This window comes from Amycolatopsis sp. NPDC034160, from assembly GCF_055575355.1.
In genome coordinates this window covers 13,742-38,695 of the sequence record NZ_JBVISU010000037.1, presented here as the reverse complement: position 1 = coordinate 38,695, position 24,954 = coordinate 13,742, and the positions used below count along the sequence as shown (strand labels likewise).

General features: G+C 70.5%; 17 protein-coding genes and 2 tRNA genes. 10 read left to right on the top strand and 9 right to left on the bottom strand.

The genetic code is table 11. The annotated features are described in order from the left end of the window. The first annotated feature begins 22 nt into the window (after positions 1-22). The 4 genes from ACZ54P_RS39490 (at position 23) to ACZ54P_RS39475 (ending at position 4,165) form a co-directional block, all read left to right on the top strand. Entirely contained in the window at positions 23-1,906 is a 1,884-nt protein-coding gene (locus tag ACZ54P_RS39490) for a serine/threonine-protein kinase (protein WP_465466737.1), read from the top strand. A 133-nt stretch (positions 1,907-2,039) separates the two neighbouring features. After that, complete coding sequence (locus ACZ54P_RS39485; RefSeq protein WP_465466736.1) at positions 2,040-3,884, top strand: serine/threonine-protein kinase; 1,845 nt, start codon at positions 2,040-2,042, stop codon at positions 3,882-3,884. Between the two features lie 99 nt (positions 3,885-3,983). After that, positions 3,984-4,058: transfer RNA gene (locus ACZ54P_RS39480), tRNA-Val, on the top strand. A gap of 35 nt (positions 4,059-4,093) precedes the next feature. Beyond that, positions 4,094-4,165, top strand: a tRNA-Val gene (locus ACZ54P_RS39475). A 94-nt stretch (positions 4,166-4,259) separates the two neighbouring features. Here the strand turns inward: ACZ54P_RS39475 and ACZ54P_RS39470 are convergent. From ACZ54P_RS39470 to ACZ54P_RS39455, 4 genes are read right to left on the bottom strand one after another with little or no spacing between them, the layout of a single operon-like run. Further along, a complete protein-coding gene (locus tag ACZ54P_RS39470; protein ID WP_465466735.1) occupies positions 4,260-5,741 on the bottom strand; it encodes an MFS transporter in 1,482 nt (493 codons plus the stop codon). Next, complete coding sequence (locus tag ACZ54P_RS39465; RefSeq protein WP_465466734.1) at positions 5,738-9,940, bottom strand: beta-ketoacyl synthase N-terminal-like domain-containing protein; 4,203 nt, start codon at positions 9,938-9,940, stop codon at positions 5,738-5,740. The genes ACZ54P_RS39470 and ACZ54P_RS39465 overlap by 4 nt, the downstream gene beginning before the upstream one ends. After that, entirely contained in the window at positions 9,937-11,682 is a 1,746-nt protein-coding gene (locus tag ACZ54P_RS39460; RefSeq protein WP_465466733.1) for a fatty acyl-AMP ligase, read from the bottom strand. The genes ACZ54P_RS39465 and ACZ54P_RS39460 overlap by 4 nt, the downstream gene beginning before the upstream one ends. 48 nt (positions 11,683-11,730) lie before the next feature. Beyond that, positions 11,731-12,471: a hypothetical protein gene (locus tag ACZ54P_RS39455; RefSeq protein WP_465466732.1), complete on the bottom strand. Its 741-nt coding sequence runs from the start codon at positions 12,469-12,471 to the stop codon at positions 11,731-11,733. A gap of 447 nt (positions 12,472-12,918) precedes the next feature. On the opposite strand from ACZ54P_RS39455, the gene ACZ54P_RS39450 reads away from it, so the two are divergent. Genes ACZ54P_RS39450 through ACZ54P_RS39440 form a run of 3 tightly spaced genes read left to right on the top strand, consistent with a single transcriptional unit; the run spans position 12,919 to position 16,045 of the window. Continuing rightward, a complete protein-coding gene (locus ACZ54P_RS39450) occupies positions 12,919-13,965 on the top strand; it encodes an alpha/beta hydrolase (RefSeq protein ID WP_465466731.1) in 1,047 nt (348 codons plus the stop codon). After that, positions 13,962-14,795, top strand: a complete 834-nt coding sequence (locus tag ACZ54P_RS39445; protein ID WP_465466730.1) for an SDR family NAD(P)-dependent oxidoreductase — start codon at positions 13,962-13,964, stop codon at positions 14,793-14,795. The genes ACZ54P_RS39450 and ACZ54P_RS39445 overlap by 4 nt, the downstream gene beginning before the upstream one ends. After that, positions 14,792-16,045 carry a glycosyltransferase gene (locus ACZ54P_RS39440; protein ID WP_465466729.1) on the top strand — a complete coding sequence of 418 codons (1,254 nt, stop codon included), beginning with the start codon at positions 14,792-14,794 and terminating at the stop codon, positions 16,043-16,045. Before ACZ54P_RS39445 ends, ACZ54P_RS39440 begins: the two co-directional genes overlap by 4 nt. On the opposite strand, the gene ACZ54P_RS39435 is transcribed toward ACZ54P_RS39440, so the two are convergent. Next, positions 16,024-16,458 carry an SRPBCC family protein gene (locus tag ACZ54P_RS39435; RefSeq protein ID WP_465466728.1) on the bottom strand — a complete coding sequence of 145 codons (435 nt, stop codon included), beginning with the start codon at positions 16,456-16,458 and terminating at the stop codon, positions 16,024-16,026. The genes ACZ54P_RS39440 and ACZ54P_RS39435 overlap by 22 nt on opposite strands. Positions 16,459-16,993: 535 nt before the next feature. Here ACZ54P_RS39435 and ACZ54P_RS39430 point away from each other — a divergent pair. Both ACZ54P_RS39430 and ACZ54P_RS39425 read left to right on the top strand, forming a co-directional pair. After that, entirely contained in the window at positions 16,994-17,140 is a 147-nt protein-coding gene (locus ACZ54P_RS39430) for a hypothetical protein (RefSeq protein WP_465466727.1), read from the top strand. Positions 17,141-17,338: 198 nt separating this feature from the next. Then, entirely contained in the window at positions 17,339-18,313 is a 975-nt protein-coding gene (locus tag ACZ54P_RS39425; RefSeq protein WP_465466726.1) for a TerC/Alx family metal homeostasis membrane protein, read from the top strand. 82 nt (positions 18,314-18,395) lie between these two features. On the opposite strand, the gene ACZ54P_RS39420 is transcribed toward ACZ54P_RS39425, so the two are convergent. After that, positions 18,396-19,235 (bottom strand): DUF2382 domain-containing protein, encoded by an 840-nt coding sequence (locus ACZ54P_RS39420; RefSeq protein WP_465466725.1) that lies wholly within the window; start codon positions 19,233-19,235, stop codon positions 18,396-18,398. A 389-nt stretch (positions 19,236-19,624) separates the two neighbouring features. On the opposite strand from ACZ54P_RS39420, the gene ACZ54P_RS39415 reads away from it, so the two are divergent. Beyond that, positions 19,625-21,226, top strand: a complete 1,602-nt coding sequence (locus tag ACZ54P_RS39415; protein WP_465466724.1) for an ABC-F family ATP-binding cassette domain-containing protein — start codon at positions 19,625-19,627, stop codon at positions 21,224-21,226. Positions 21,227-21,230: 4 nt separating this feature from the next. Here ACZ54P_RS39415 and ACZ54P_RS39410 read toward each other — a convergent pair whose 3' ends face one another. The 3 genes from ACZ54P_RS39410 to ACZ54P_RS39400 form a co-directional block, all read right to left on the bottom strand. Further along, positions 21,231-22,055, bottom strand: coding sequence for a class I SAM-dependent methyltransferase (locus ACZ54P_RS39410; protein WP_465466723.1), 825 nt, complete (start codon positions 22,053-22,055; stop codon positions 21,231-21,233). A gap of 125 nt (positions 22,056-22,180) precedes the next feature. Then, positions 22,181-23,194, bottom strand: a complete 1,014-nt coding sequence (locus ACZ54P_RS39405; protein WP_465466722.1) for a YdcF family protein — start codon at positions 23,192-23,194, stop codon at positions 22,181-22,183. 89 nt (positions 23,195-23,283) lie between these two features. Beyond that, positions 23,284-24,903 (bottom strand): ABC-F family ATP-binding cassette domain-containing protein, encoded by a 1,620-nt coding sequence (locus tag ACZ54P_RS39400; RefSeq protein WP_465466721.1) that lies wholly within the window; start codon positions 24,901-24,903, stop codon positions 23,284-23,286. Between the last annotated feature and the right edge of the window lie 51 nt (positions 24,904-24,954).

Sequence of the window (24,954 nt, the reverse complement as noted above, 5' to 3'; positions counted from 1 at the left end):
CGCCCCGGACAAGGGGGCCTTCGTGAAGCCGTTGAACACCGGCGAACCCACCGGCGTGGGACGCTACCGGGTGTTCGCCGCGCTCGGAGAAGGCGGGATGGGCCGGGTACTGCTCGGCGTCTCCGCCGACGGACGCCTGGTCGCGATCAAGCAGGTCCATCCGGGTTTCGCGCACGATCCCGGCTTCCGCGAGCGGTTCCGCCGCGAGGTCGACTCCTCGCGCCTGGTGTCCGGCGCGTACACCGCTCCGGTCATGGACGCCGATCCGCACGCGCCGACACCGTGGCTGGCCTCGATGTTCGTACCGGGACCGTCGCTGGCCGAAGCGGTCGCCGCCGTCGGCCCGCTGCCGCCGATGGCGATCCGGTACCTCGCCGCCGGACTCGCGCTGGCGCTGGGCGACATCCACCGCGCCGGGCTGATCCACCGGGATCTGAAGCCGAGCAACGTCATCCTCGCCGGCGACGGTCCCCGGGTGATCGACTTCGGGATCGCCCGTGCCGTCGAGGGCGACTCGGAGCTGACGCACACCGGCGCGGTCATCGGCTCGCCCGGGTTCATGTCGCCGGAGCAGGCCGAAGGCAAGCCGCTGACTCCGGCGAGCGACATGTTCGCGTTCGGCGCGATGCTCGTCATGGCCGCGACCGGGACCAGTCCGTTCACGGGTACGTCCACCCCGCACACGCTCTACAACGTCGTGCACGTCCAGCCCGACCTGCGCCGGTTGGCACCGGAAGTCCGGCAGATCGCCGAGCCGTGCCTGGCGAAGAACCCGGCGGACCGGCCGACCCCCGCCTGGGTGCTGGAGCGGTTGGGACCGATCCCGCCGACGACGAGTCCGTGGCCGCCGGTGGTGTCGCACCTCATCGAAAGGCAGCAGGCCGAAGTCCAGCGGCTGCTGAATCCACCACCGCCGAAGCGGTCCCGTCGTGGCCTGTACGCGGGGCTCGCCGCAGCCGCCGTCGTGCTGCTGGCCGGTGGTGTCGTCGCCGCGGTTTCGCTGAACAAGGAGGATCCGCCTCCCGCCGTCGCGGCGCCGAGCGCTTCTCCGCAGCCGGACGAGCCCGTCGCCACTCCGGTCAATCCGGATCCGCTCGGCCCGGACAACCTGCGCAAGGTGGACCTGTGCAAAGTGCTCGACGGGCGCGACGTGTCCCGTTTCGGCAAGTTGAGCGTGAAGAGCGATACCCAATTCGATTGGTGCACGTATTCCTCGCCCGCGGGCAGGTGGCTGGAGCTGCAGATCGGCGGCGACCTCTTCCAAGCCGAAGCGGGCGGCGAACTGGAGGGGCTTCCGTTGGCCGTCAAGGGGTCCGACGACTCGTGTCAGGTCGCGGTTCCCGTCACCGGCTTGTCGAACACCAACCTCATCGCCCGCGTGAACTCCATGTCCACAAAGGACGAAGCGTGCTCGGTGGTGAAGGCGGCCCTCGGCGACGCGGTCAAGCGGATCCGGGCGGGTGGCCACGATCGCGACGTCGCGGCGGGCACGCTGGCGACGCTGGATCCGTGCGCGCTGGTGGGCCCCGCGACCGCGGACCGGCTCATCGGCCCGGTGGTGGAGACGATCCGCGAGCAGCTGCACCAATGCCGGTACGACGTGGCGGGCAGCGTCCGGCTGAGCTTCGTGCGGGGAATCCCGCCGACGGAAATGAAGAACATGTCCTACTCGGCCACCGCCACCCTGGATCTCGGCGGGACCAAGGTGTATCTGGCGAGGTCGGACGACGGCGCCGCTCGCTCCAGCTGCTTTCTGGCCTGGCAGCATCGGCCGGTCAGTGACCGGGTCGGGGAGAACGTCGAGCTGACCGTCGGCACCAGCGGCTCGGAGCAGAACGCCGAACTGGCCTGCGAGAAGGCGAAGAACTTCGCCGGGGTGCTTCTCCGGAAACTCCCGAAACCCTAGGACCCGAGGTGGGAGGCCGGTCAGGTTGGTCGTGAGTGGCGATTCGGGTTCTAACCCGAATCGCCACTCACGACCAACCCGGCCAACGCCCCCGGGTACCGCCCCGATCCCGTCGACCAAGGATGCCAGCTACGTGAAACCGTTGAATCCCGGTGAACCCCGGCAGATCGGTCCGTACCGGATCATCGCCGAGCTCGGCGAGGGCGGCATGGGCCGCGTCGTACTGGGCCTCGCGCCGGACGGCAGGCTCGTCGCGGTCAAGCAGCTGCACGCCCAGTTCGCGCACGATCCCCGCTTCCGTGAACGGTTCCGGCGCGAGGTCGCCACCTCCCGGCTGGTGTCCGGTGCCTACACCGCCGCGGTCATGGACGCCGACGCGGAAGCGGACACCCCGTGGCTCGCCTCGGTCTTCGTCACCGGCCCGTCGCTGAAGGAAGCGGTGGACGCCGCCGGACCGCTGCCCGCCGGGCCGGTGCGCCTGCTGGCGTCCGGGCTCGCCGCCGCGCTGACCGAGATCCACCGTGCCGGGCTGATCCACCGGGATCTCAAGCCCAGCAACATCATTCTCACCAGTGACGGACCCAGGGTGATCGACTTCGGCATCGCGCGAGTGGCGGAGGAGGCGCAGGACCTCACCGGGACGGGCGCCATCATCGGGTCGCCCGCGTTCATGTCCCCGGAACAGGCCGGAAGCGGGCAGGTCACCGGAGCGAGCGACGTGTTCTCCCTCGGCGCGATCCTCGTCATGGCGGCCACCGGCCGCGGTCCGTTCACCGGTCCGACCGCACCCCAAACGCTGTATAACGTCGTGCACGCCGTCCCGGACCTCACCGGGGTCCCGGAGGAGATCCGGCGGCTCGCCGAGCCGTGCCTCGCCAAGGATCCGGCGCACCGTCCGACGCCGGACCAGATCCTGGACCACCTCGGCCCGGTGCCGCCCGGCGCGGCTCCCTGGCCGCCGTCCGTGCACGCGCGGATCCAGCAGCAGGACGCCGAAGTGCGCTCGGTGCTGGCCCTGCCGCTGCCGATCTGGCGGCCGCCGCCCAAGAAGATGGCGCCACGGACGAAGAAGATCCTGTTCGGGACGCTCGGCGCGGTCGTCCTGCTCGTGGTCGCCGGGATCGTCGCGCTCGGTCTCTCCATCGCCGACTACGCCAAACCCGAGAACCCCGGCGTGACGTCGCTGGCGGCCACCGAGGCGCTCAGTCCGGAACGCCTGCGCCTGGTGGACCCGTGCAAGGTCCTAGCCGGCCGGTTCGTGCAGGAGTTCGGCACCTTGCGGCCGGACACGCGTTCGTTCTACCCAGCCCGGTGCAAGTACACCGGTCTCAACGGCGAGTCCTTCGAAATCCGGCTCGGCGAGGGCATGAGCACCAGCGGTGCCGTGCGAACGGACCGGACGGCCGAGGGACTTCCGTTGCTGCGCAGCACGATCAGCGGCGGCTGCGATTCGGTCGTCCAGCTTCCGGCGGATCGGCGGCTCGGCGTCGTCGTCTCGCATCCGGGCCGGGAGGGCGATCCCTGCAAGGCCGCCGACGACATGCTGACCGCCGCCGTCACCCGGCTGCGCACGCACGAGGTCGACCGCGCGGGCGACCCGTCGAGTCTGCTGCCGTTCGACCCGTGCGCCGTCCCCGATGCCGCGGTGGTCGCCAAGAACTTCCCCAACGCGCAGGCCGGTTCGCAGACGCTGCGTATCTGCGAGTGGCAGGGCGGTGGCGAGCGGCTGACCGTCGAGCTGAGCCGGGGGGCCTACGCGCCCGAGGGGTCGCCGGTCGACCTCGGCAACGGCGTCACCGGCGACATCCGGGAGTTCGGGGGCTCGAACTGCGCCGTGACCTGGCTGCACCGCCCGCTGCCGGAGCGCGAGGCCGAACATGTCGCCGTCCGGCTGAGCGCCAAAGAGGGGAGCGGAAGCCCCTGCGACCGGACGAAGGAGATCGCCGCCTCGATCGTGCCGAAGCTCCCGAAGCCCTGAATCCGCCTGCTCGCCTGGTATTCGATCGAGAAGGGGATCCCCTGTGCGGGCCCGGAAACGGGTCCGCTAAGCTGTCTTCAGTACGAACAACTTCACCACGCGCGTTTAGCTCAGCGGGAGAGCGCTTCCCTGACACGGAAGAGGTCACTGGTTCAATCCCAGTATCGCGCACCAGGTTCGCTTCCCCGGCGAACCGGAGTTCGTACCACGGGCGATTAGCTCAGGGGGAGAGCGCTTCGTTCACACCGAAGAGGTCACTGGTTCGATCCCAGTATCGCCCACCGCAGAGAAGGCCCCATCCGGCAAGGGTGGGGCCTTTCGCGTTGCGTGCGCGGTGGGTCTCGTGAGTGATTCGGGTCGTTAGAACGACCTAAATCACTCACGACACCAAGACGCGACCGCGGCCGCCAGAAACACCCCGCCCGCCACGCCTGCCGACACCTGCAACCCGGCGGTGCACGCGGCACGTGCCGCGTCGAGCATTTCGCCGGCCAACTCCGGAGTGAGGCCCGAGGCGGCCGTCTCCGCCTGAGCGGGCCCCGACAAAGCGAGTCGCCGTGCCTGTTCGGGGACCGCCGCCGGGACCGCCAGCTGGCCCGCGTACACGGCGGCCGCCAGGGAACCGAACAACGTGGTGCCGAAACCGGCGCCCAGTTCGTAGCCCGTCTTCTCCACCGCCGCGGCGCCCCCGGCCTGGTCCGCCGACGTCGCCGAAAGCAGCGTGTCGGTGCTCGAAGTGAGCGCGAGTGCCATACCCAGCCCCAAACCCGTCAGCCCGGCGCCGAGGAGCACCGGCGACGTCAGCGCGGCCGACCCCGCCGCCGGGATCACCAACGACACCGCCGTCACGGCGAACCCGGCGGTGCGGATCCTCGCGTTGCCGAACCGCTCCAGCAGGGCCGGGGTCACCACGCTGCCGACGGCCGAGGCGCCGAGCACCAGGAGCAGCCGGGCCGCCGCCGCGGTCGGGGAGAGGCCGAGCACCACCTGCAGGTACTGCGCGAACAGCAGGCCGAGCCCGACCAGCGTGCTCATCACCAGCAGCACCCCGCCGACCGCGGCCCGCACGCCAGGCAGCCGGAACAACGTCAAGTCCAGCAACGGCGGATCGGTCCGGCGCTGACGACGCAGGAACAGTCCGATGAGGACACACCCGGCCACCCCGGAGACGACGGCCGTCACCCAGGAACCCGGTTGTCCGACGGCGAACGCGATCCCGAGGACACCGCCCGCCGCGAGACCCGCGCTGAGCGCGTCCCACGGCCGGCGTCCCGGAGGATTCCGGGGCAGCCACCGCAGCGCCAGCACCACGGCCGCCAGGATCACCGGCGGGTTCAGCAGGAAGGTGGCGCGCCAGCCCCACGCCTCGACGAGCACGCCGCCGAGGATCGGCCCGAACACCGAACCGGTGCCCGCGATCCCGCTGCACACCGCGATCGCCGTCCGGCGCTGCCGCTGCTCCGGGAAGAGTTCCCGGAGCAGCGACATCGTCACCGGCATGATCATCGCGCCACCGCAGCCGAGGAGCGCCCGGAAACCCAGCAGTACCGGCACGTTCGGCGCGAACGCGCAGCCGAGCGACGCGACCCCGAACACGACGTACCCGGTGACCAGCACGCGTCGCCGTCCGTACCGGTCGCCGAGGGTGCCGAACGGCAGCAGCAACGGCGCGGCGGTCAGCGGGTAGATCGCCACGATCCACACCTGTGCCGCCGCGCCCGGCCGCAGCTGCCGGACGAGGTCGGGCAGCGCGACGTGCAGCACGGTCGCGTCCACCGCCACGAGGAAGAGCCCGGCGCCGAGTACCGCCAGCAGCGGTCTGGCGCGGACCGCCCGCTCGGCCCGGGCCGTGGTCACAGCAGCCCTGCCAGATGCCTCGCCACGACATCGACATGCGGCGGATCGACCACCGACAGGTGATGGGCTCCGATCGGCACGATCTCCAGTCCCGGGCACAGTTCCGCCCAGCCCGCCGCGAGGTCAGTGCGGGAGTAGCGCGGCTCCATCGCGAGGCCGGCGGCGTACTGCTCTGTCGCCCGATAGAGGACGACACGGCCGTCGTAGCGGCGGGGCGTGCCCCGTTCCGCCGCCAGTGTGTCCAAAAAGGACTGGCGCTGGTGCCGGAGGACGCCGGGGCTGAGCAAGCCCGCCTCGGCGACCCGCCGCATGGTCAACTCGATCTGCTCCTCTTCGGGCAACGGTGCCAGCTCCTCGTGACCGAGCCGGACTTCGCGGCCGTAGGTGCCTTCGACGTAACCGGTGAATCGCAGGAATCGCCGGGCGGACGACGCCCGCGGATCGAGGTCCGGCTCGGGGAGCGGGAGCATGGTGTCGATCAGTGCGACGAACTCGACCTCTTCACCTTCCTCCGCGAGCCGCGCGGCGACGCCATAGGCCAGCGCTCCGCCGAAGGACCACCCCACCAGCCGGTAGGCCCCGCCCCGGTTCTGTGCCCGCACAAGCGGCACCAGATGTTCGACCCGTTCCTCGATGCCGACACCGGGAACGCGTTCGAACCCGACACACGGCACCGCGGTCGGCAACCGGTCCAGCAGCGGCCGGTAAACGGTGCAGGTACTGCCGCCGGGGTGGAACAGCAGCAAGGGTTCGACACCGGGCTCACCGGGCGTGAGGACGTGCACCGGCCCCCGTTCCTCCCGCGTGTCGAGGACGCCGCGGGCGACGTCGGCGATGGCCGCGAGTGAGTCGTGCCGCAGGAGTTCCGCGGCGTCGATCGGGGTGTCGAGTTCGGTGCTGAGCCCCTCGGCGATCAGCCCGGCCAGCCGGTCCGGCGCGGGAGTGTCGGTCAGCCGGACCTGCGTGCCACCCGCTTCGGCTCCGGTGTGTTCCTGCCACAGGCGCAGCACCAACCGGTCCGCCGCGTCCCAGGCGCGACCTCGCGAAGGACGTGGGTCCTCGTCTTCACGCGGCGCGAGGTCGCGGTTCAGGTCCGCGAGGGTGGCGCCCCGGAGCACGCTGGCGGCGTCGGGCTCGGTGCCGAACTCCCGGCGGACGGCCTCGCGGATCCGGTTCGCCATCAGGGAGTCCAGCCCGAGTTCGACGAGCGGGACGTCGGCGTCGATCCGGTCGGGCCGCAGCCCCATGACGGCGGCGACGATCTCCGTCAGCCGGTTCCCGCCACCGCTGCGGGCCGGTGCGGGTTCGGCCGTGCGCACCGCGAACGTCGGCGGCTCGTCGATGGCGGTGTACCAGTGCCGTTCGTGCCGCCAGGGCATCGGCGGGACGTCGACCAGCCGGGCGCCGTCGTCCGGATCGGCGGGGGTGATCCGCGTGCCCGCGCAATAGAGTTCGGCCGCGGCGGCACCGAACGCGCGGACCTCGTCCTGGCCGCGGCGCAGGGTTCCGGTGACGACGGCGTCGTGGACGCCCTCGGCCGCGAGCGTCCGTGCCACCGAACCCCGCAGGATCGGATGGGGCGACACCTCGACGAAGACGCCGTGCCCGTCCGCGGCGGCGGCCGCCACGGCCTGGCGGAACCGCACCGGGTGCCGCAGATGCGCGGCCCAGTACCCGGCGTCGAAGTCCGGCAACTCGCGCGGATCGGCCAGAACCGTGTCGTACCAAGGCACCGAGGGACGGCGACCGCCCAGTTCGGCGAGTGCCTCCCGGAGTGCGGGCAGGACGGGTTCGACGCGGACGGAGTGCCCGGCGACCTCGACCGGCAGCCGCCGTGCGGTCAGCCCGGCCGCCACCAGTTCCGAGACGAGCAGGTCGAGGACGGTGGCGTCACCGGCCACGGTCAGCTGACCCGGCGCGGATTCGACGGCGAGTTCGATGTCCGGGTACAGCTCGAGTTCCTCCGGTGCCAGTTCGACCGCCGCCATCGCGCCGCCGGGGCCGATGGTGCCGAGCAGCCGGGCACGGGTCGCGACCAGGTGAACGGCCTCGTCGGGGGTGAGCACTCCGCTCACGACCGCGGCGGCCGCGGAGCCCAGCGAGTGCCCGATGACGGCCGCGGGCCGGACTCCGAGCGCCTCCCACTGGGCGGCCAGCACGATCTGCGTCCCGAAGATGGCCGCCTGCGTTTCCGGCAGCGGCAAGGGCTTCTCGGTGGTGAGCAAGGAACGCAGCGACCGGCCGGTGTGCTCGGTGAACAGGTCGTGGAGCTTGTCGACCTGTGCGGCGAAGGCGGGCTCGGCGGCCAGCAAGCCACGTCCCATGCCGGGCCACTGGGAGCCGTGGCCGGAGAACACGAACACCGGTCCGCCGGTGGCCCGGGTGGAGCCGGTGACCGCGCCGGCGGGCAGCGGATCGGCTCCGGTGCCGACGGCACGCAGCAGTGCCGCCAGTTCCGCGGTGTCCCCGGCGACGACGGCGGCGCGGTGCGGCCCGCCGTTGTCGCGCCGGAACAGGGTGTGGGTGACGTCGGCGAGGGAGACCGACGACGCCGCCGGTGAGTCCAGCCAGTTCGCCAGTTGCGTCGCCCGTTCGGTGAGCCGGTCGGCGGTCCGGGCGGACAGCAGCCCGATCCGGACGTCGGCGCGTTCCGGCGCGGGTTCCAGCACCGGCGCCTGCTCGAGGACGACGTGCGCGTTGGTCCCGCCGAACCCGAACGCGGACACCCCCGCCGTGGCACGGCCGGAGTGGCGCGGCCACGGGGTCGGCTCGGTCACCACCCGAAGGCGCAGGTCGGCGAACGGAATGTGCGGGTTGGGCGCGGCGAAGTGCAGCTGGGGCGGCAGTTCGTCGTGGGTCATGGCGAGGACGACCTTGATCAGCCCGGCGATGCCGGCGGCCGCCTCCGCGTGCGCGATGTTCGTCTTCACCGAACCGATCAGCAAGGGGGCGTCGGGCGTCCGGTCCTTGCCGAGCACGGCGCCGAGCGAGCGGGCCTCGATCGGGTCACCGAGCAGCGTGCCGGTGCCATGCGCCTCGACGTAGTCCACAGTGGACGGGTCGAGCCGTGCGCCGTGGTACGCCGTGCGCAGCATGTCCTGCTGGGCGACGGGATTCGGCGCGGCGAGGCCCTGCGACCGGCCGTCGGAGTTGACCGCGGTGGAGCGGATCACCGCGAGCACCCGGTCGCCGTCGTACTCGGCGTCCGCCAGTCGCTTGAGCACGACGACGCCGCAGCCTTCGGCACGCGCGATGCCGTCGGCGCCCGCGGCGAAGGTCTTGCAACGACCGTCGCCCGCGAGCAGCCCGGCCGCGGCGAACGCGGCCGTCGGCCCGGGGAGCAGCATGAGGTTCACCCCGGCGGCCAAGGCCAGTTCCGCCTCGCCGTCACGCAGCGCGCGCACCGCGTGGTGCACCGCGACCAGCGAAGACGAGCAGGCGGTGTCCACCGCCATACTCGGCCCGCGCAGGTCGTAGATGTAGGACAGCCGGTTGGCGGAGATGCTCCCGGCCGCGCCCGTGGCCGTCCACAGATCCACGTCGCCGCCCGCCATCGTGAGATGCCCGTAGTCGTGGGTGGAGATGCCGGTGAACACGCCCGTCCGGCTGCCGCGCAGGGAAGCCGGCGCGATCCCGGCGTGTTCCAGTGCCGCCCAGGTGACTTCGAGGAGCATCCGCTGCTGGGGGTCCATTGTGGACGCCTCACGCGGGGTGATGCCGAAATGGTCGGCGTCGAAACCGGCGACGTCGTCGAGGAAGCCGCCGACCACCGGTGCGGCGTCGGCGCTCCACCGGCCCGGCGGAGCCGTCCGGACGGCGTCCCGTCCGTCACGCAGCAGGTCCCAGAACTCCTCGAGGCCGTTCGCGCCCGGCCAGCGGCAGCCGAGGCCGACGACGGCGATCGGATCGGTCCGGCGGCGATCGGTCCCGGTCGGCTCCGGTTCCGGTTCAGTGCCGCCGGTGAGGGAACGGGCGAGGTGGTCGAGGGTCGGGCTCTCCCACAGCAGCGTGGCCGGAAGCGGCGTGCCGAGCAGGTCTTCGAGGTCCGCGGCGATGCCGACGGCCTGGCGGGAGGACAGGCCGTAGTCACTGAGCGGACGGTCGGGTTCGAGCCGGGCCGAGTCCACGCCGATGTGCTCGGCGACGGTGTCGAGCAGCCAGCGGCGCAGTGCGAGGGTGTCGAGGGACGGGTTTCTCATCGCGCCAGTGCCTTTCCGTAGTCGCCGGCGAGGTAGTGGCCGCGGCAGGCGGCGCGGGCGATCTTGCCGCTGGAGGTGCGCGGGACCAGGCCCGCCGGAACGAGCACGACGTCGCGCAGCGAGAGGCCGTGCGCGTCGGAAACGAGCCGCCGGATCGACGCGGCGAGGGCACGTTCGTCCGCCGTGGTCAGTTCGGTGTGGCGCCGGTGTTCGGCGACGATGACCGCTGCTTCGGTATCGGTCCCCTCCAGGGCGAACGCGGCGACGCTGCCGGGCCGGATGTCGCGGTCGGCCGAGGCCGCCGTCGCTTCGACGTCCTGCGGGTAGTGGTTGCGGCCGTCGACGATGAGCAGATCCTTGATCCGGCCGGCGATGTAGATCTCGCCGTCGTGGCGGACGCCGAGGTCTCCGGTGCGCAGCCACGGCCACTCAGGAAGTCCCTTGTGGTCACCGGTCAGCCGGGCACCGAAGGTTTCGGTGCTCTCCAAGGGTTTCTGCCAGTAGCCGGTGCCGACGTTGGGCCCGTGCACCCAGATCTCGCCGACCGAGCCGTCTTCCAGCACGACACCGGTTTCCGGATCGACCAAGGCGACGTGCTGTCCGACGGGCACACCGCAGGCGACGAGCTTGAGGCCGTCGTCGGCCTGCCGTGCCGTTCCCGTTCCGAGCGCGGCGCGGTCGAACGTGGCGACACGCGGGGGCTCTCCCGGCCCGGTGGTGACGAAGACGGTCGCCTCGGCCAGTCCGTACGCGGGGCGGGTCTTCTCCGGCCGGTAGCCGGAATCGGCGAAGGCGGCGTGGAACCGGTCGAGGACGTCGGGGTTGATCGGCTCGGCGCCGTTGACGATCGCCGCGACGCGGTCGAGGCGAAGCCTGGCGCGGTCCTCTTCGCGTACCCGGGTCGCGGAGTAGTGGAACGCGAAGTTCGGCGCGGCGCTCCAGCTTCCCTTGTGGTCGCTCAGCAGCTCCAGCCACCGCACCGGCCGCTCGATGAAGGCCAGCGGATCCATCAGCACCGACCGCATACCCATCGCCAGCGGGGTGACCAGGCCGAGGACGAGACCCATGTCGTGGAACAGCGGCAGCCACGACACCGTGGTCGCCGACACCGGGTCGATGCCGAGTCCGCGCACGGCCTGTGCGACGTTGGCCAGCACGTTCGCGTGCGTCAGCACCACGCCGGCGGGGCTGCGGGTCGAACCGGAGGTGTACTGCAGGTACGCCACGTCGTCCGGCGCCGCTTCCGGCGCGTGCCACACGTTGGCCGGCCCTTCGGCGGGCTGGTCGGCCGCGAGGACGGCGATACGTTCGCCGCCGGGCAGACCGGACAGGAACTCGCGGACCGAGTCCTCGGCCGCGGCGGTGGTGACGACGGCGGTGGGGGAGCAGTCGGTCAGCACCGCGGCGAGCCGTCCGGCGTGGCCGGGCAGCCCTGGGTCGAACAGCGGCACCGCGATCGCGCCCGCGGTGATCGCGCCGAGGAAGCTGACGACGTAATCCGCGCTCTGCGGGCAGAGGATGGCCACCCGGTCACCCGGCCGGACGGGAAGCGCGCCCGCGACGGCGTCGACGCGTTCCTGGAGTTGTCGCCAGGTCAGGGTTCGCCGACGGCCGGCGCGATCGACCGCGAAATCGGTGAAGGTCACCGCGGGCCGGTCGCCCGCGACGTCCGCCCAATACCGGAGGCAGGCGGGGAGGGTGGGGCCGGCCGTGGCGGGCAGGTTTTCAGGAGCCAGGGACATGGCGTCTCCTCGGGGTTCGGCGGGGTTCGGCGGGGGATTCCGCGGGGTTCAGCGGCCGAGCGGTCCGGCGGCGTGCTGCCACGCGGTGACGGCGAGGGCGTCGAGATCGAGGCCGGTGGTCCCGGCGTCACGAAGCACGACCAGTACGTCGTCGGCGGCGATGGCGACGGTGCGCAGACGCAGTCCAGGCAGCTCGGGGGGCTGCCCGGGGAGCGTCAGGAGTTGTTGATAGGAAAGGGTTTTCGCGCCGGGAATGACCGGCGCGGGGTGGACGGTGACGGTCGACACCGCGGTACCGGCCGCGTCGTCGACCGTCACCTTCGAGCACCGCGCGGCCTGACCGGCCCACGCCGTCAGATCGGGCGGGTTCGTCGTGCGTGCCACGAGTTCGGACACCTGCCCGCCCGGCACCGTGGACTGGAAGCCTTGCCCGGTGGCGTTCGCGCCGACCAGCTTGCCGTGGACGACGTCTTCACAGCCGTCGACGTCGATCCGGCTCTCCGCGCGCCTCCCGGTGTCCGAGGTGGACAGAGCCCGGCCGAGGTCGAAACCGTCGCGCGCGGACGCGTTCGGGACGGTCTCCGGCGGAAGCAGGGCCGCGGGCGGAACGGCGGGACCGGCCGGAGCGGCCGGAGCGGCCTGATCGGCCGGTGTCGCGGCCGCCTGAATCGATTCTCCGGGCGCTCCGGAAATGGTGGCCACCGCGGCGGCGGAGGCGACGAGTGCGACTGTGCGACCCTGCCACTTCGGTGGCGAAAAACGGGAGGTGCGGCGAATTCGGGCAGCCATGAATAGCCCTTTCGGAAGGGTCCTGATGGGGGCGTGGTCCCTTCGGTGGGACGCGGGCGCCTGAGTCGCGTCAGCGGACGCCGAACTCGGGCGGCACGACGAAGGCTACGACGGGAAATCGAATACCGGAAGGTGTCAAGAGAACGTAAATGTCCTTCGTGTACTGCGCGTGACCTGCGACTTTCGTACTTTTCGCAGGTGCGCGCGGCGATCTGGTACCACCGTGCCACAGTCGCTCACCGTCCGTGAGGGACGGGTCACCCGGACGGGGGATGCGAACGCATTTTTTGTTTCCCTGGCATTCACATTGTCCTCTCGGATTGTGGGCAGGACAATTGCCTGAAGAGTGCTCTTCCGCTTAACGTGTCCGCACCACTTGATTTCTTTTGCGAGTAATCGCCGTCACATTTTCGGATTCGATCGAGCGACCGGGACAAAGGATTACGTATGCGCGATACCTCGAGGCGGCTGCGGGCCGTCGCGGTACTGACGGCGGTGACGTGCTTGCTGCCGAGCGTCGCCACCGCCCCGGCGCGGGCGGAGAGCGGTGTCCCGGACGCCCGCGCCGACGACGGATCACACGTCGTGGCCCAGACCACTGTGGACGGTGATCCCCGGATGCTGGACCTCACCGTGCGCTCGGTCGGCGTCGGGAGTTACGCGATGGTCCGGCTGATCCTGCCGTCGGGCTGGGCCGCCGAACCGGACCGGAAGTGGCCGTCGGTGTACCTGCTAGCGGGGGAGACGCGGCTGCAGGACTACCGTGGCTGGACCGCCAACACCGACATCCGGAAGCTCGCCGACGACTCCGGCGCCTTGGTGGTGATGCCGGGTTCCGGTTCCGCGGGGTTCTATTCCGATTGGTGGAATTACGGCAAGGACGTCGTGCTCAATCAATGGGAGACGTTCACCGCCGTCGAGATCCCGCAGCTCATCGACCGCGGCTATCGCGGTGACGGTCGGCGGGTGGCGGCCGGCCTTTCGCTCGGCGGTTACGGCGCGGTGGAACTCGCCGCCCGTCGGCCGGGGGTCTTCCGATTCGCCGGTTCGTTCAGCGGCAACCTCAATCCCACCGGTCCGTACGGCGAGTTGCTGACCAGCGCGATCGTCGCCTCGGCCCGACAGGACCCCGAGGCGCTCTGGGGTGACCGGCGGCGCGAGGCGTCCCGGTGGGACGCGCACGATCCACTGGTGAACGCCGACCGCCTGCGCGGCACGGAGTTGTACCTGTCGACGGGCAACGGCCTGCCGGGTCCGTACGACGGGAAGCTCCCGGTCGACGTCCTGCCCGGTGCGATGCTGCTCGAATTCCTTTGCTCGGGTCAGACGACCGCGATGGCGGACCGGCTGAACCGGCTCGGCGTCCCGGTCATGACGGACTTCTACGGGCCCGGCACCCATCACTGGGCCTACTGGCAGGACCAGCTGCACAAGACGTGGCCGCGGATGCTGCGCGCGCTGTCCGCGCCGGCGAAGGCGGGGGAGGCATCGTGACACGTCCGTCCTTTGTGGTCACCGGGGCCTCCAGCGGGATCGGCCGGGCCTGTGTGGCCGAACTCGTCCGAAGGGGCGCTCACGTCTGGGCCGGGGTGCGGACCGACGCGGACGAAACCGAGCTCGCCCGCACGTATGGCGAGGCGGTCACCGTGCTGCGGATGGATCTCCGTGACGCGGCGTCGATCGCGGCGTGCGGGAAGCAGGTCGCGGCGGCGGGACCGGTGCAAGGCCTGGTGAACAACGCCGGGATGGCCCGCCCCGGTCCGCTGGAACACGTGCCGCTCGACGATTTCCGGCAGCAGCTGGAGGTCAACGTGACCGGTCAGCTCGCCGTCACGCAGGCGATGCTGCCCGCGCTGCGTGCCGCGTCCGCCGCCCGTGTCGTGACGGTCGGCTCGATGGGCGGGCGGATCGCGGGACCGATGGTCGGGCCCTATCACACGTCGAAGTTCGCCTTGGTCGGTCTGACCGACAGCCTGCGCGCCGAGCTGGCGCCGTCCGGGATCGGCGTCGTCCTCGTCGAACCCGGCGCGGTCGCCACCGCGATCTGGTCGCGCGCCCGCGCCGCGGCCGAAGAGGTGCGGGCCGCGTTGCCGGAAGCCGCGCGGGAAAGGTATGCGGCACAACTGGACGAGGCCGAACGCAGCGCGGAACGCTCCGCGCGCTCCGGGATTCCGCCCGAGCGGGCCGCGCGCGTCGTCGTCCACGCGCTGACCGCCCGTCGCCCCGCGCCGCGCTACCTGGTCGGCCGGGACGCGCGGATCGCCGCCGTGCTGGCGAACCTGCCGTTCCGGCTCCGCTACCGGCTGACGGCGGCGAAACGGTGAGCCGGCTCGTCGTGATAGTCGCGCCGGGCTCGCGGGGCGACGTCCAGCCGTGTATCGCCTTGGGACGCGGCCTCGCCGTGGGCGGTGACCGTGTCCGGGTGCTGGCGGCGGAACGTTTCCGGACGTGGGTGACCGATCACAGCCTGGACTTCGCTCCGCTGTCGGCCGATCCCAGTGAGGTCCTCGGCTCGGAGGGCGGCCGCGAATGGACGGAAGGCGGGCGCAATCCGGCGACGTTCCTGCGCGGCTTGCGTGGTGCTCTGGCGCCGGTTCTGGAACGTCTGCTGGAAGATGTCCACAAAGGAGCGGAGGGGGCGGATCTCGTGCTCGCCCCGACGCTGGGCTTCCTCGGCGCGCACCTCGGCGCTTCACTCGGCGTCCCCGACGTCGAACTGCACTACCAGCCCAGCGTGCCGACCCGGGCGTTCGCGCATCCGCTGCTGCCGTGGGCGGCCGGGCTCGGGCCGGGCGGACGATGGCTGAGCTATCACGCCGTCGACACCGTCGCCTGGCAGTTGCTCCGGCCCGAGGTGGACCGGTGGCGTGGCCGGTCGCTCGGTCTGCCCCCGGCCGGCTGGCGCGGCCCCCGACGGAAGGAAACCCCGGTGCTGTGCGGGTTTTCCGACGCCGTGGTGCCCCGGCCGAAGGACTGGCCCGCCAACGTGCACGTCACCGGGTACTGGTTCCTCGAGACCTCCGCCGGATGGCGGCCGGAGCCGCGCCTGCGGGATTTCCTCGCCTCGGGACCGCCGCCGGTGTACGTCGGTTTCGGCAGCATGCGACCGTCCGAGACGGAACGGGCGTTCACCGCCGTCCGCACCGCGCTGCGCCGGGTGGGGTTGCGCGGTCTTCTCGGTACCGACATCGACTTCGGCGACGACGATCTGTTGACGGTCCAGGACGTACCGCACACGTGGCTCTTCCCCCGCGCCGCGGCCGTGGTGCATCACGGTGGCGCGGGCACCACCGCGGCGGCGTTGCGCGCGGGTGTCCCGGCACTGGTCTGCCCGATCTTCTCCGACCAGCCGTACTGGGGCGACCGGGTGTCCCGTCTCGGCGCCGGACCCCGGCCGCTGCCCTTCCGGGACCTCACCGCGGATTCGTTGACCGCGCGGCTGCTGGAACTGTCCGGCAATCTCCTGTTCCGCCGCGGCGCGCAGTACGTCGCCGCGCGGCTGCGTGAGGAGGACGGGGTGGCGCGGGCCCGCGAAGTGCTACGAGACCTGCGTCAGCCGAGTTCGGTGAGATAGGTGGCGAGGCGGCCGAAGCAGGACTGCCAGCCCTCGACGTGGCTATCGCGTTCCGCCACGGTCTCGAAGATCTCCTGGTGGAACGTCATCTCGGTTTTGCCGTCCCGGTCGGCGAGGACGACGGTGACGAGGGTGTCGTGTCCCCGCGCGCCTTCCGGTTCCTCCCAGGCGAAGCTGAAGACGAGCCGTTCCGGCGGGACGATCTCGTGGTAGACGCCCGAAGCCCACAGTTCGGTCTCGCCGTCGCTCATGCAGGTGCGCCACCGGCCGCCCTCGATGAGGTTCACCGTGCAGGATTTCGTGGTGAACCCGGCAGGGCCCCACCAGTGGGCGAGATGGTCCGGGTCGGTCCACACCCGGAAGGCGAGGTCGCGCGGAGCGTCGAGAAGGCGCGTGATCGTCAGGTCGGTCATCGTTCGATTCTCTTCCGCGGGCCGCTTAATTCAACCGGTGGGTTAATCAACGTTCTGGTTGAACTCGTTCTGGTTGAACTGTAGTGCGTCGGCGGAAGCTGTCAAGTCGCCGAGTTCAGGAGAGCCCTCCAAGGTCTCCTTCCCTGTTTTGGGGGTGAGGGGTCCGGCAAAGTCGGGATAGGGTGGATGTCGGATCGACGACGGAGGGTCGGGGAGGTTGAGTGTCCTGGATCCTCCGCTCATCCACGTCGGTTTCCAGGGTGCCGAAGATCGACGGTGAAGGAATCGGGACACTCGACGTCCCGATTCCTTCACCGTCGGGACCTCGACGCGCCCGATCAGGATCGGCCCGTTCCTGGCTGTCCATAAAGGACGCCCGTTGCGAGTTTGACGTCCGTTTCAGGTGGTTTGCGCGGTTTCGCGTCGGGGTCGTGAGTGATTTGGGTCGTTCTAACCCTTATCAACACTCACGACCCCACGTAGAACCGGGCATAGACCCACCAATCGGACACTTAGTCGCCAAGATGTGTCCCTTGTGGACACTAAAGCCCGGTCGGCGCGCGGAATCAAGGCCACCGCGCCGTACGCGTGGGCGGTTGCGCCCTGGTGGATGGCCGAATTCCCGCGGGACGACCTGTCCGGCGACGCGGTACGCGGCGTGCTGCGGGACGGTCCGGCCTGATCATCATGGGGACGACGTTCTCGTGCCGGGCGACCTTTAACAAACCTTTACTTTTGACAGGTCTTGATCAATACTGGGCGGCGAGGGGAGTACTTCCCAAGCGTCTGCCCGGTCAGTACGGACACTCCGCCGGTGTCCCCGGGAGGCCGCCCGCGGTGGGTGAAGGAGACCTCGAACTTGATGTTCGAGGAGGCTCTCATGCCCGGATCCGTGGGCTCCGTGTGGCTGTGGTCGATCAGTATCGTGGTCCTGCTGGGGCTGCTCGTCGCCGATTTCGTCGTCACCCGGCGTCCGCACGAGGTGTCGATGCGGGAGGCCGCCGGGTGGTCGGTGTTCTACCTGGCGCTCCCCGTCTTCTTCGGGCTCTGGCTGTGGCTCGATTTCGGCAGCCGCCCGGCGGTCGAGTTCATGACGGGCTTCGTGGTCGAGAAGTCCTTGTCGGTGGACAACCTGTTCGTGTTCATGTTGCTGCTCGCCGCCTTCGCGGTCCCGCCCGCCGTACAGCAACGAGTGCTGCTCTACGGCATCGTCGGCGCGCTGGTGCTCCGTGGCGTTTTCATCGCCGCCGGTGCCGCGATGCTGGCGGCGGGCACCTGGGCGTTCCTCGTGTTCGGGCTGGTCCTGTTCGCCTCGGCGGTCAAGATCCTGCGTGAGGCCATGTCCGGCGGCGACACCGAGCGGGACCTCTCCCAGTTGCGGTCGGTTCGGCTGCTGCGCAAGCTGATGCCGGTCACGGACGAATACCGCGGTGCCAGTTTGACCGTCCGCGTGAACGGTCGCCGGGCCCTCACGCCACTGGCCGTGGTCGTGGTCGCGGTCTTCGCGACCGACGTCGTCTTCGCCGTCGACTCGGTGCCCGCGGTCTACGGCATCACCGAAGACCCGTACCTCGTGTTCGCCACCAACGCCTTCGCCCTGCTCGGCCTGCGTGCCCTCTACTTCGTGCTGCGTTCGGCGCTGGCGAAGCTCGTGCACCTCAACCACGGTCTCGCGATCATTCTCGCGTTCATCGGGGTGAAGCTGGTGCTGCACTGGGCGCACGGGATCTGGCCGGGCGTGCCGGAGGTGCCCACCCCGCTCTCGCTGGCCGTGATCGTCGTCGTGCTCGCGACCGTCACGTTCACCAGCCTGCACGCGCGCCGTCGCGCGTCGGCCACGGTGGAGGGGGAATAGCCGTCAGGGCAAGCGCGGCACGGCGAACCCGCTGAACCCAGGGGGCGGCCCGGTTTCGCGGGCCGCCCCCTGGCGTTCTGGATCAGGACTTGCGGTGCTTGCCGTCGTCGTCGGTGACCTCGAACTGCTCCTTGCGGACCTTGCCGGAGACCGTCTGGTCCTCGGTGACGGTCTCGGTCCGGAGCCGTGCCCGCTCGACCGGCACGGTTTCCTTGCTCACCACCGGTTTCTCGGCATGCAGCACGACATCCTGCTCGGCCTCGCCGATCTCGACCCGTTCGCCACCCGGTTTCGTGATCGGTTCCCGTTCGATCCGCACCTCTTCGTGGCTGACCGGCACGGTGATCTGCTGCTCTTCGGTGACGACGTACTTGCGCAGCCGGACGTGGCCGGTCTCGACCTGCTCGGTGCCGACGTTCAGCCGCTCCTCGGAGCGCGTCATGGCGCGCTCGGCGTCGCGGTCCTTCTTGCCGGTGCCCGCGTCCATTCCTGGCTTGCCGCGACCGGTGCCGCCCATGGCGCCCTGACCCGGCTTGGCGCCCGCGTCCATTCCGCCGCGGCCCCGGCCCTGCGCCCGGTCGTCCATGCGGCCGTCCGGGGAGGTCCGCGGCATCGGCAGCCCGTAATGCTTGTACAGCTGCGCGCTCTCCTCCACGGACAGGTGGCCATCGGCCTCGATGCGGGGCGCCTCCGAGACCGCCTCCTTGTCGACGCGGACGTGCACGCCGTCCTGATCCGCGTGCGCGCCCGAGAGCGGGACGAAACTCTCCTTGGTGCCGAACAGGCCCGTCTTGACGGTGATCCATTCCGGCTGGTGCGTCGCATCGGCGAGGTAGACGTTGCCGACCTTCCCGAGTTTGGTGCCCTTCGGGTCGACCACGGCACTGTCGATGAGTTCCTGCGGCCGCATGGTGTTCGCCATCGATCCTGCTCCTCCCGAACGATGTTGCTGCTGAGAAGCCCACCGTCGGCCGGGCGGGTGATCATGGCAACCGTCGTGGTGTTCCTGTGGGTGACCCCGGAAAGTGCTGGTTTGAAGGCGTGCGTACCGGCTAGGCCCGGCGTGTCGTAGCAGGTGGAAAGGGGTGCCCGCGCGGTGATCAGCGGGTGACGGGTTGGCGCGAAGGTGTGATTTCCGGCAAGGCGTCGTCCGAAAACCGGATGCGCGGCCTCCGGGGCTTGTCCTACTCTCGCGATCGTGATGCAGCAACTGCTGTTCCTCTGAGGAACGACGCCTCCACCGGTGCCGCGAGCCGCGGTACCGGAGTTCGTTCTTCCTGCTCATCACTCTTCACCGGAGGCAGTTCCTTCATGTCATCCCCTCTTTCGCCCGCGCCGCTGCGCGCGGCACACGTCCGCCTGTCCGGCGTCCACCTCTCGTTCGGCGGACGACCCGTGCTGTCCGGGGTCGACCTCGTCGCCGCGACCGGTGACCGGGTCGCCATCGTCGGGGAGAACGGGCGCGGCAAGACCACCCTTCTCCGGGTACTCGCCGGTGAACTGGCCGCCGACCGCGGCGAAGTGCACCGCGCGGGCTCGGCCGGTGTCGCCGACCAGCAGATCCCGCTCGGTGCCACCGACACCGTCGGTGACCTGATCGACCTCGAACTGGCCACCGTCCGCGGGGCATTGGCTCGGCTGGAAGCCGCCACCGAAGCGCTCACGGATGGCCGTCCGGGCGCGGACGACACTTTCGCCGAGGCACTCGCGGACGCCGAGGCCCTCGACGCGTGGGACGCCGACCGGCGGGTCGAGGTGTCACTGGCCGCCTTGAACGCCGTCGACGACCGCGATCGTCCACTCGGGACGCTGTCGGTGGGCCAGCGCCACCGGGTGCGGCTGGCCTGCCTGCTCGGGGCCGGGCATGCCGTGCTGCTGCTCGACGAACCGACCAACCACCTCGACGCCGCCGGGCTCGATCACCTCACCGAGCGACTGCGCGCCTATCCCGGCGTGGTCGTCCTGGTGAGTCACGATCGGGCGTTGCTCGCGGAGGTGGCCACCACCGTGCTCGACCTCGACCCGTCGAGTGACGGCAGGCCACGGGTCTACGGCGGTGGCTACACCGCCTACGGCGAGGCGCGCCGAGCCGAACGTGTCCGCTGGGAGGCGGCGCACGCCGAACAGGTCGCCGAACGGCAGCGGCTCGCCGACGACCTGTCCGCCGCGCGGAACCGGCTGCGTGACAACTGGCGGCCACCCAAGGGCACCGGCAGGCACGTTCGCGCCACCCGCGCGCCCGGGCTGGTCCGCGCGGTCCATCGGCGGCAGGAGGAACTGGCGGAGCATGTGGTCGCCGTCCCGCCGCCGCCTGCCCGGTTCGCCATGCCCGAGCTACCGGAACGCCGCGGCGCGACCCTGCTCCGGGCGGCCGGGGTGACAGTGGCGGGTCGGCTCGCGCGGCCGGTCGATCTGGTGCTGGAAAGCGGCGACCGGCTCGTGGTCACCGGCTCCAACGGCACGGGCAAATCGACGCTGCTGACCGTGCTGGCCGGAGACCTGGAGCCGAGTACGGGCACGGTCGTCCGGTCCCGGTCGGCGCGGATCGGCAGGCTGGGGCAGGAATCCGAGCTGCCGGGCAGGCGCACGGCGAGGGAGCTGTACGACGAACAGCTCGCCAGGGCGGGGAACCCGGGCCCGGGTCTGGGTGAACTCGGCCTGCTCGGCGGGTACGACCGGAACCGGCCGGTGGGCGAGCTGTCGGTCGGGGCACGGCGGCGGCTGGACCTGGCACTCGTGCTGGCCCGCCGTCCGCACGTGGTGCTGCTGGACGAGCCGACCAACCACCTGTCCGCCACGCTCGTCGACGAGCTGACCGCCGCGCTCGGGAGCACCCCGGCCGCGGTGGTGATCGCCACGCACGACCGGCAGCTGCTGAGGGACACGGCATCCTGGCCGCGGCTCGCGCTCTGAGCCGTCAACCGCGGTGGGCGATGGTGTAGCGCACGGTTTGCGCCAGCACCACGCTCCCGTCGGGTTCGCGCAGCGGCTCCAGCTCCGCGAGCACGGCGCGGCGGACGTCGTCCAGGCGGTCTTCGGGCACCAGTTCCCAGAACATCCGCTGGCCGTGCGACCAGGACCAGGTGATCCACTGCGAGGGGTCGGCGAACTTCACCGGATAGACGCGTTCCACCGACGTGACACCGGTGAAGCCCGCCGACCCCACGGCCTGGTCGAATCCCTCGATGGTGGCGAACAGACCGGCTCGGACGGCCAGGGTCCAGGCCAGCTCCGGCGACACGAACGGCTTGAACACCTCGCGCACACCCGCCCACCGGGGATCGTCACCGCCGAACGTGGTCACGCCCAACCGGCCGCCCGGCTTGAGCAAGCGGTGCCATGACCGCAAGCCGGCGACGGGATCGGGAAGGAAGAACACCACGAAGGACGCGAGAACGACATCGAAGCCGGTGTCGGTCAACGTCGGTTCTTGGGCGTCCATCAGGGAGACCGAGGCGTTGGCCACCCGGCGGTCCTCGATGTCCTTCGCGGTGCGCTCGACCATCGCGGAGGACAGGTCGATGCCCAGCACCGAACCGGCCGAGCCGACCCGCTCAGCGGCGGGGAAGAGCACCGCGCCCCGTCCGCAGCCGACGTCCAGCACCCGCTGGCCGGGGACGAGCCCGGCCCGGTCGAGCAGTTCCCTGGCGAACGCGCTGAAGAAGTCGACGCCGAGGGCGTCGTAGGTCTTCGCCGTGCGGTCGAACAGCTGCGCCATCGCCTGCCGGGTGTAAACGCTCATCCGCAGGACGATGGCCCGGCGAAAACGGTGGTGTCAAACAACGATCCGGGATTTGTCATGCGGCTTCGCTTCGCGTCCTCGTGAGTGGTGATGACGGTTCTAACCGTCATCACCACTCACGACTCTCAGTAGAAGGCGCGCGAAACCTGGGAAAGGACGATCAACCCGCAGATGATCAGGTTCTTGATCTTGTAATCGACCAGGATGGCCACGAACTCGCGGATGGTCGCGCTCGGCCAGAAGTACCACGCTGTCGGCGAACCGATGACCTGGCCGTTCACCTCGGCCCGGCGGGCGATGAGGGCGGCGCGCAGGACGTGGAAGTTGTTCGTGACCACGGTGCACCGGTAGTCCGGCTGCCGGTGCCGCATGATTTCGGCGCTGAAGGTGAGGTTCTCGAGCGTCGTCGTCGACCGGTCCTCCAGCAGGATCCGTTCCCGCGGCAGCCCGGCCTCGACCAGGTAGTCGGCCATGGCGTGGGATTCCGGCAGGTCCTCGTCGGGTCCCTGTCCGCCCGAGGTGACGACCATCGGCTCCCCACCGCGGCGGGCCTCGGTGTCCACGACGCGTTTGGCCCGCTTGAGCCGACCCGCCAGCAGCGGCGGCACCCGGTGCCCGTCCAGCAGACCCGAGCCGAGGACGACGACGAAGTCCACCCCCTTCTCGGTGCGGATGCGGCCGTAGACGATCGAGTACAGAAGGAAGCAGACAAAGAGGAACGAAACGTAGACGACGATTCCGTTGAGGCTGCCGCGGAGGATGTCGAGAGGTTCCCAGGCCAGTTGCGTGACCGTCGCGTTGAACGCGACCAACGCGCAGATCCCGATCCCGGTCAGCAGTGACAGGACGTTGGCGGGCCTGCGTCCTTCGCGGCGGAGCATGGTGATGCCGTTGCAGATCAGGAAGATCGTCAGCGCGAGGACCGTGGGCACGATCAGCAAGATCACGCCGACCGCGACCATGCCCGCCGCCGCGGGCGACACGGAGGCGAGCAGCGCGATGAGCGCCACGCCGAGGAACAGGAGCGCGAAGAAGAGATAGAAGCCGTTGCGCAGCCGGCGCCGGTCGCGGAGAAAGCTCACCAGGAACGCCGCGCAGCACACGGCCGCGATGGCGAAGGGGATTGCGGCGGCCCTCACGAGAACTCCAGCCTTCGGATGATGCCGGGTGGTCTCCGGCGGGTCGGCACGCGGTGCGGCGGCATTGAATCACACCCCCGACTTCGGACTCACCGCACTCGCTGTACGGGCCGCTCGTCCCACACCGGCTCGGCGGTCTCCCGCACCTTCCCGTCGGTCCCGAACACGAGGTAACGGTCGAACGACCGCGCGAACCACCGGTCGTGCGTCACCGCCACCGTGGTCCCCTCGTAGGACTCCAGCGCCTGCTGCAGCGCTTCCGCCGACGCGAGGTCGAGGTTGTCGGTCGGCTCGTCCAGCAGCAGGATGGTGGCGCCGCCGATCTCCAGCAGCAGGATCTGGAATCGTGCCTGCTGGCCACCGGACAGCTTCTCGAACCGCTGGTCACCCTGTCCGTCGAGTTCGTAGCGGCGCAGGATGTTCATCGACGGCCCCCGGGTCCGCGCGTGGTCGGTCCAGAGGATGTCGACGAGGGTGCGCCCGAGCAGTTCGGGATGGGCGTGCGTCTGCGCGAAGTGGCCGGGGACGACCCGGGCGCCGAGCTTCCACCGCCCGTCGTGCGCGACGTCCTCGCCTGCCAGCAGCCGCAGGAAGTGCGATTTGCCGGAGCCGTTCGAGCCGAGCACCGCGACCCGTTCGCCGTAGAAGATCTCCAGGTCGAAAGGCTTCATCAAGCCGCGGAGTTCGAGGCTTCCGCAGGTGACGGCGCGGATGCCGGTCCGGCCGCCGCGCAGGCGCATGGTGATCTTCTGCTCGCGCGGGGGAGTGGCGGGCGGACCCGCCTCCTCGAACTTGCGCAGCCGCGTCTGCGCGGCTTGGTAGCGCGACGCCATCTCGTCGCTGCGCGCGGCGTACTGGCGCATGTCGGCGACGAGTTTCTTGAGCTGGGCGTGCTTTTCCTCCCAGCGGCGGCGTAGTTCCTCGAAGCGTGCGAAACGCTCCGCGCGGGCCTGGTGATAGGTGTCGAAGCCGCCGCCGTGTACCCAGACGTCTCCGCCGTCGGGTGCGGGCTCGACGCTGATGATCTTCTTCGCCGCCCGCGCCAGCAGTTCCCGGTCGTGGGAAACGAACAGCACGGTCTTCGAGGTCTCGCGCAGCCGCTCTTCCAGCCACAGTTTGCCGGGGACGTCGAGGTAGTTGTCCGGCTCGTCGAGCAGGAGGACGCCGGCTCCGCCGAGGAGCAGCGCCTCCAGGACCAGCCGCTTCTGCTCACCGCCGGAGAGGGTGCGGACCTCCCGCCAGCGTGCTTTCTCGTACGGGAGGTTGAGCGCCGCCGTCGTGCACTTGTCCCAGACGACTTCGGCTTCGTAGCCGCGAGCGTCGCCCCAATCGGCGAGAGCCTGGGCGTAGGCCATCTGGGCCGCTTCGTCGTCGCGTTCCATCAACGCGAGTTCGGTCTCGTCGACCGCGCGGGCCGCGGTGCGCAGCGCCTCCGGTGACACTGAGACGAGCAGATCCCGCACCGTCCGTTCGTCGCGCACCGAGCCGACGAACTGCGGCATCATCCCGAGCCCGCCACTGATGGTCACCGAACCACCGTCGGGTTTGAGTTCGCCCGAGATCAGCCTCAGCAAGGTCGTCTTGCCCGCGCCGTTGGCGCCGACGAGTGCGCAGACACTGCCCTCGCCGACCCGGAACGACACGTCACCGAGAAGCGGCCGCCCGTCGGGCAGGTGGTACTCGACGTGCGCGACTTCCACATGCCCCATGGTGCTATCCCGACTGTCGATACGCGAACGTCGACAGACTGCCTTCACCGG

Coding starts and splice junctions, on each gene's coding strand:
- ACZ54P_RS39460 (WP_465466733.1), bottom strand. CDS start 11,682: ATGTCCCTGGCTCCTGAAAACCTGCCCGCCACGGCCGGCCCCACCCTC.
- ACZ54P_RS39425 (WP_465466726.1), top strand. CDS start 17,339: ATGCCCGGATCCGTGGGCTCCGTGTGGCTGTGGTCGATCAGTATCGTG.
- ACZ54P_RS39400 (WP_465466721.1), bottom strand. CDS start 24,903: ATGGGGCATGTGGAAGTCGCGCACGTCGAGTACCACCTGCCCGACGGG.
- ACZ54P_RS39410 (WP_465466723.1), bottom strand. CDS start 22,055: ATGAGCGTTTACACCCGGCAGGCGATGGCGCAGCTGTTCGACCGCACG.
- ACZ54P_RS39420 (WP_465466725.1), bottom strand. CDS start 19,235: ATGGCGAACACCATGCGGCCGCAGGAACTCATCGACAGTGCCGTGGTC.
- ACZ54P_RS39450 (WP_465466731.1), top strand. CDS start 12,919: ATGCGCGATACCTCGAGGCGGCTGCGGGCCGTCGCGGTACTGACGGCG.
- ACZ54P_RS39465 (WP_465466734.1), bottom strand. CDS start 9,940: ATGAGAAACCCGTCCCTCGACACCCTCGCACTGCGCCGCTGGCTGCTC.
- ACZ54P_RS39435 (WP_465466728.1), bottom strand. CDS start 16,458: ATGACCGACCTGACGATCACGCGCCTTCTCGACGCTCCGCGCGACCTC.
- ACZ54P_RS39455 (WP_465466732.1), bottom strand. CDS start 12,471: ATGGCTGCCCGAATTCGCCGCACCTCCCGTTTTTCGCCACCGAAGTGG.
- ACZ54P_RS39415 (WP_465466724.1), top strand. CDS start 19,625: ATGTCATCCCCTCTTTCGCCCGCGCCGCTGCGCGCGGCACACGTCCGC.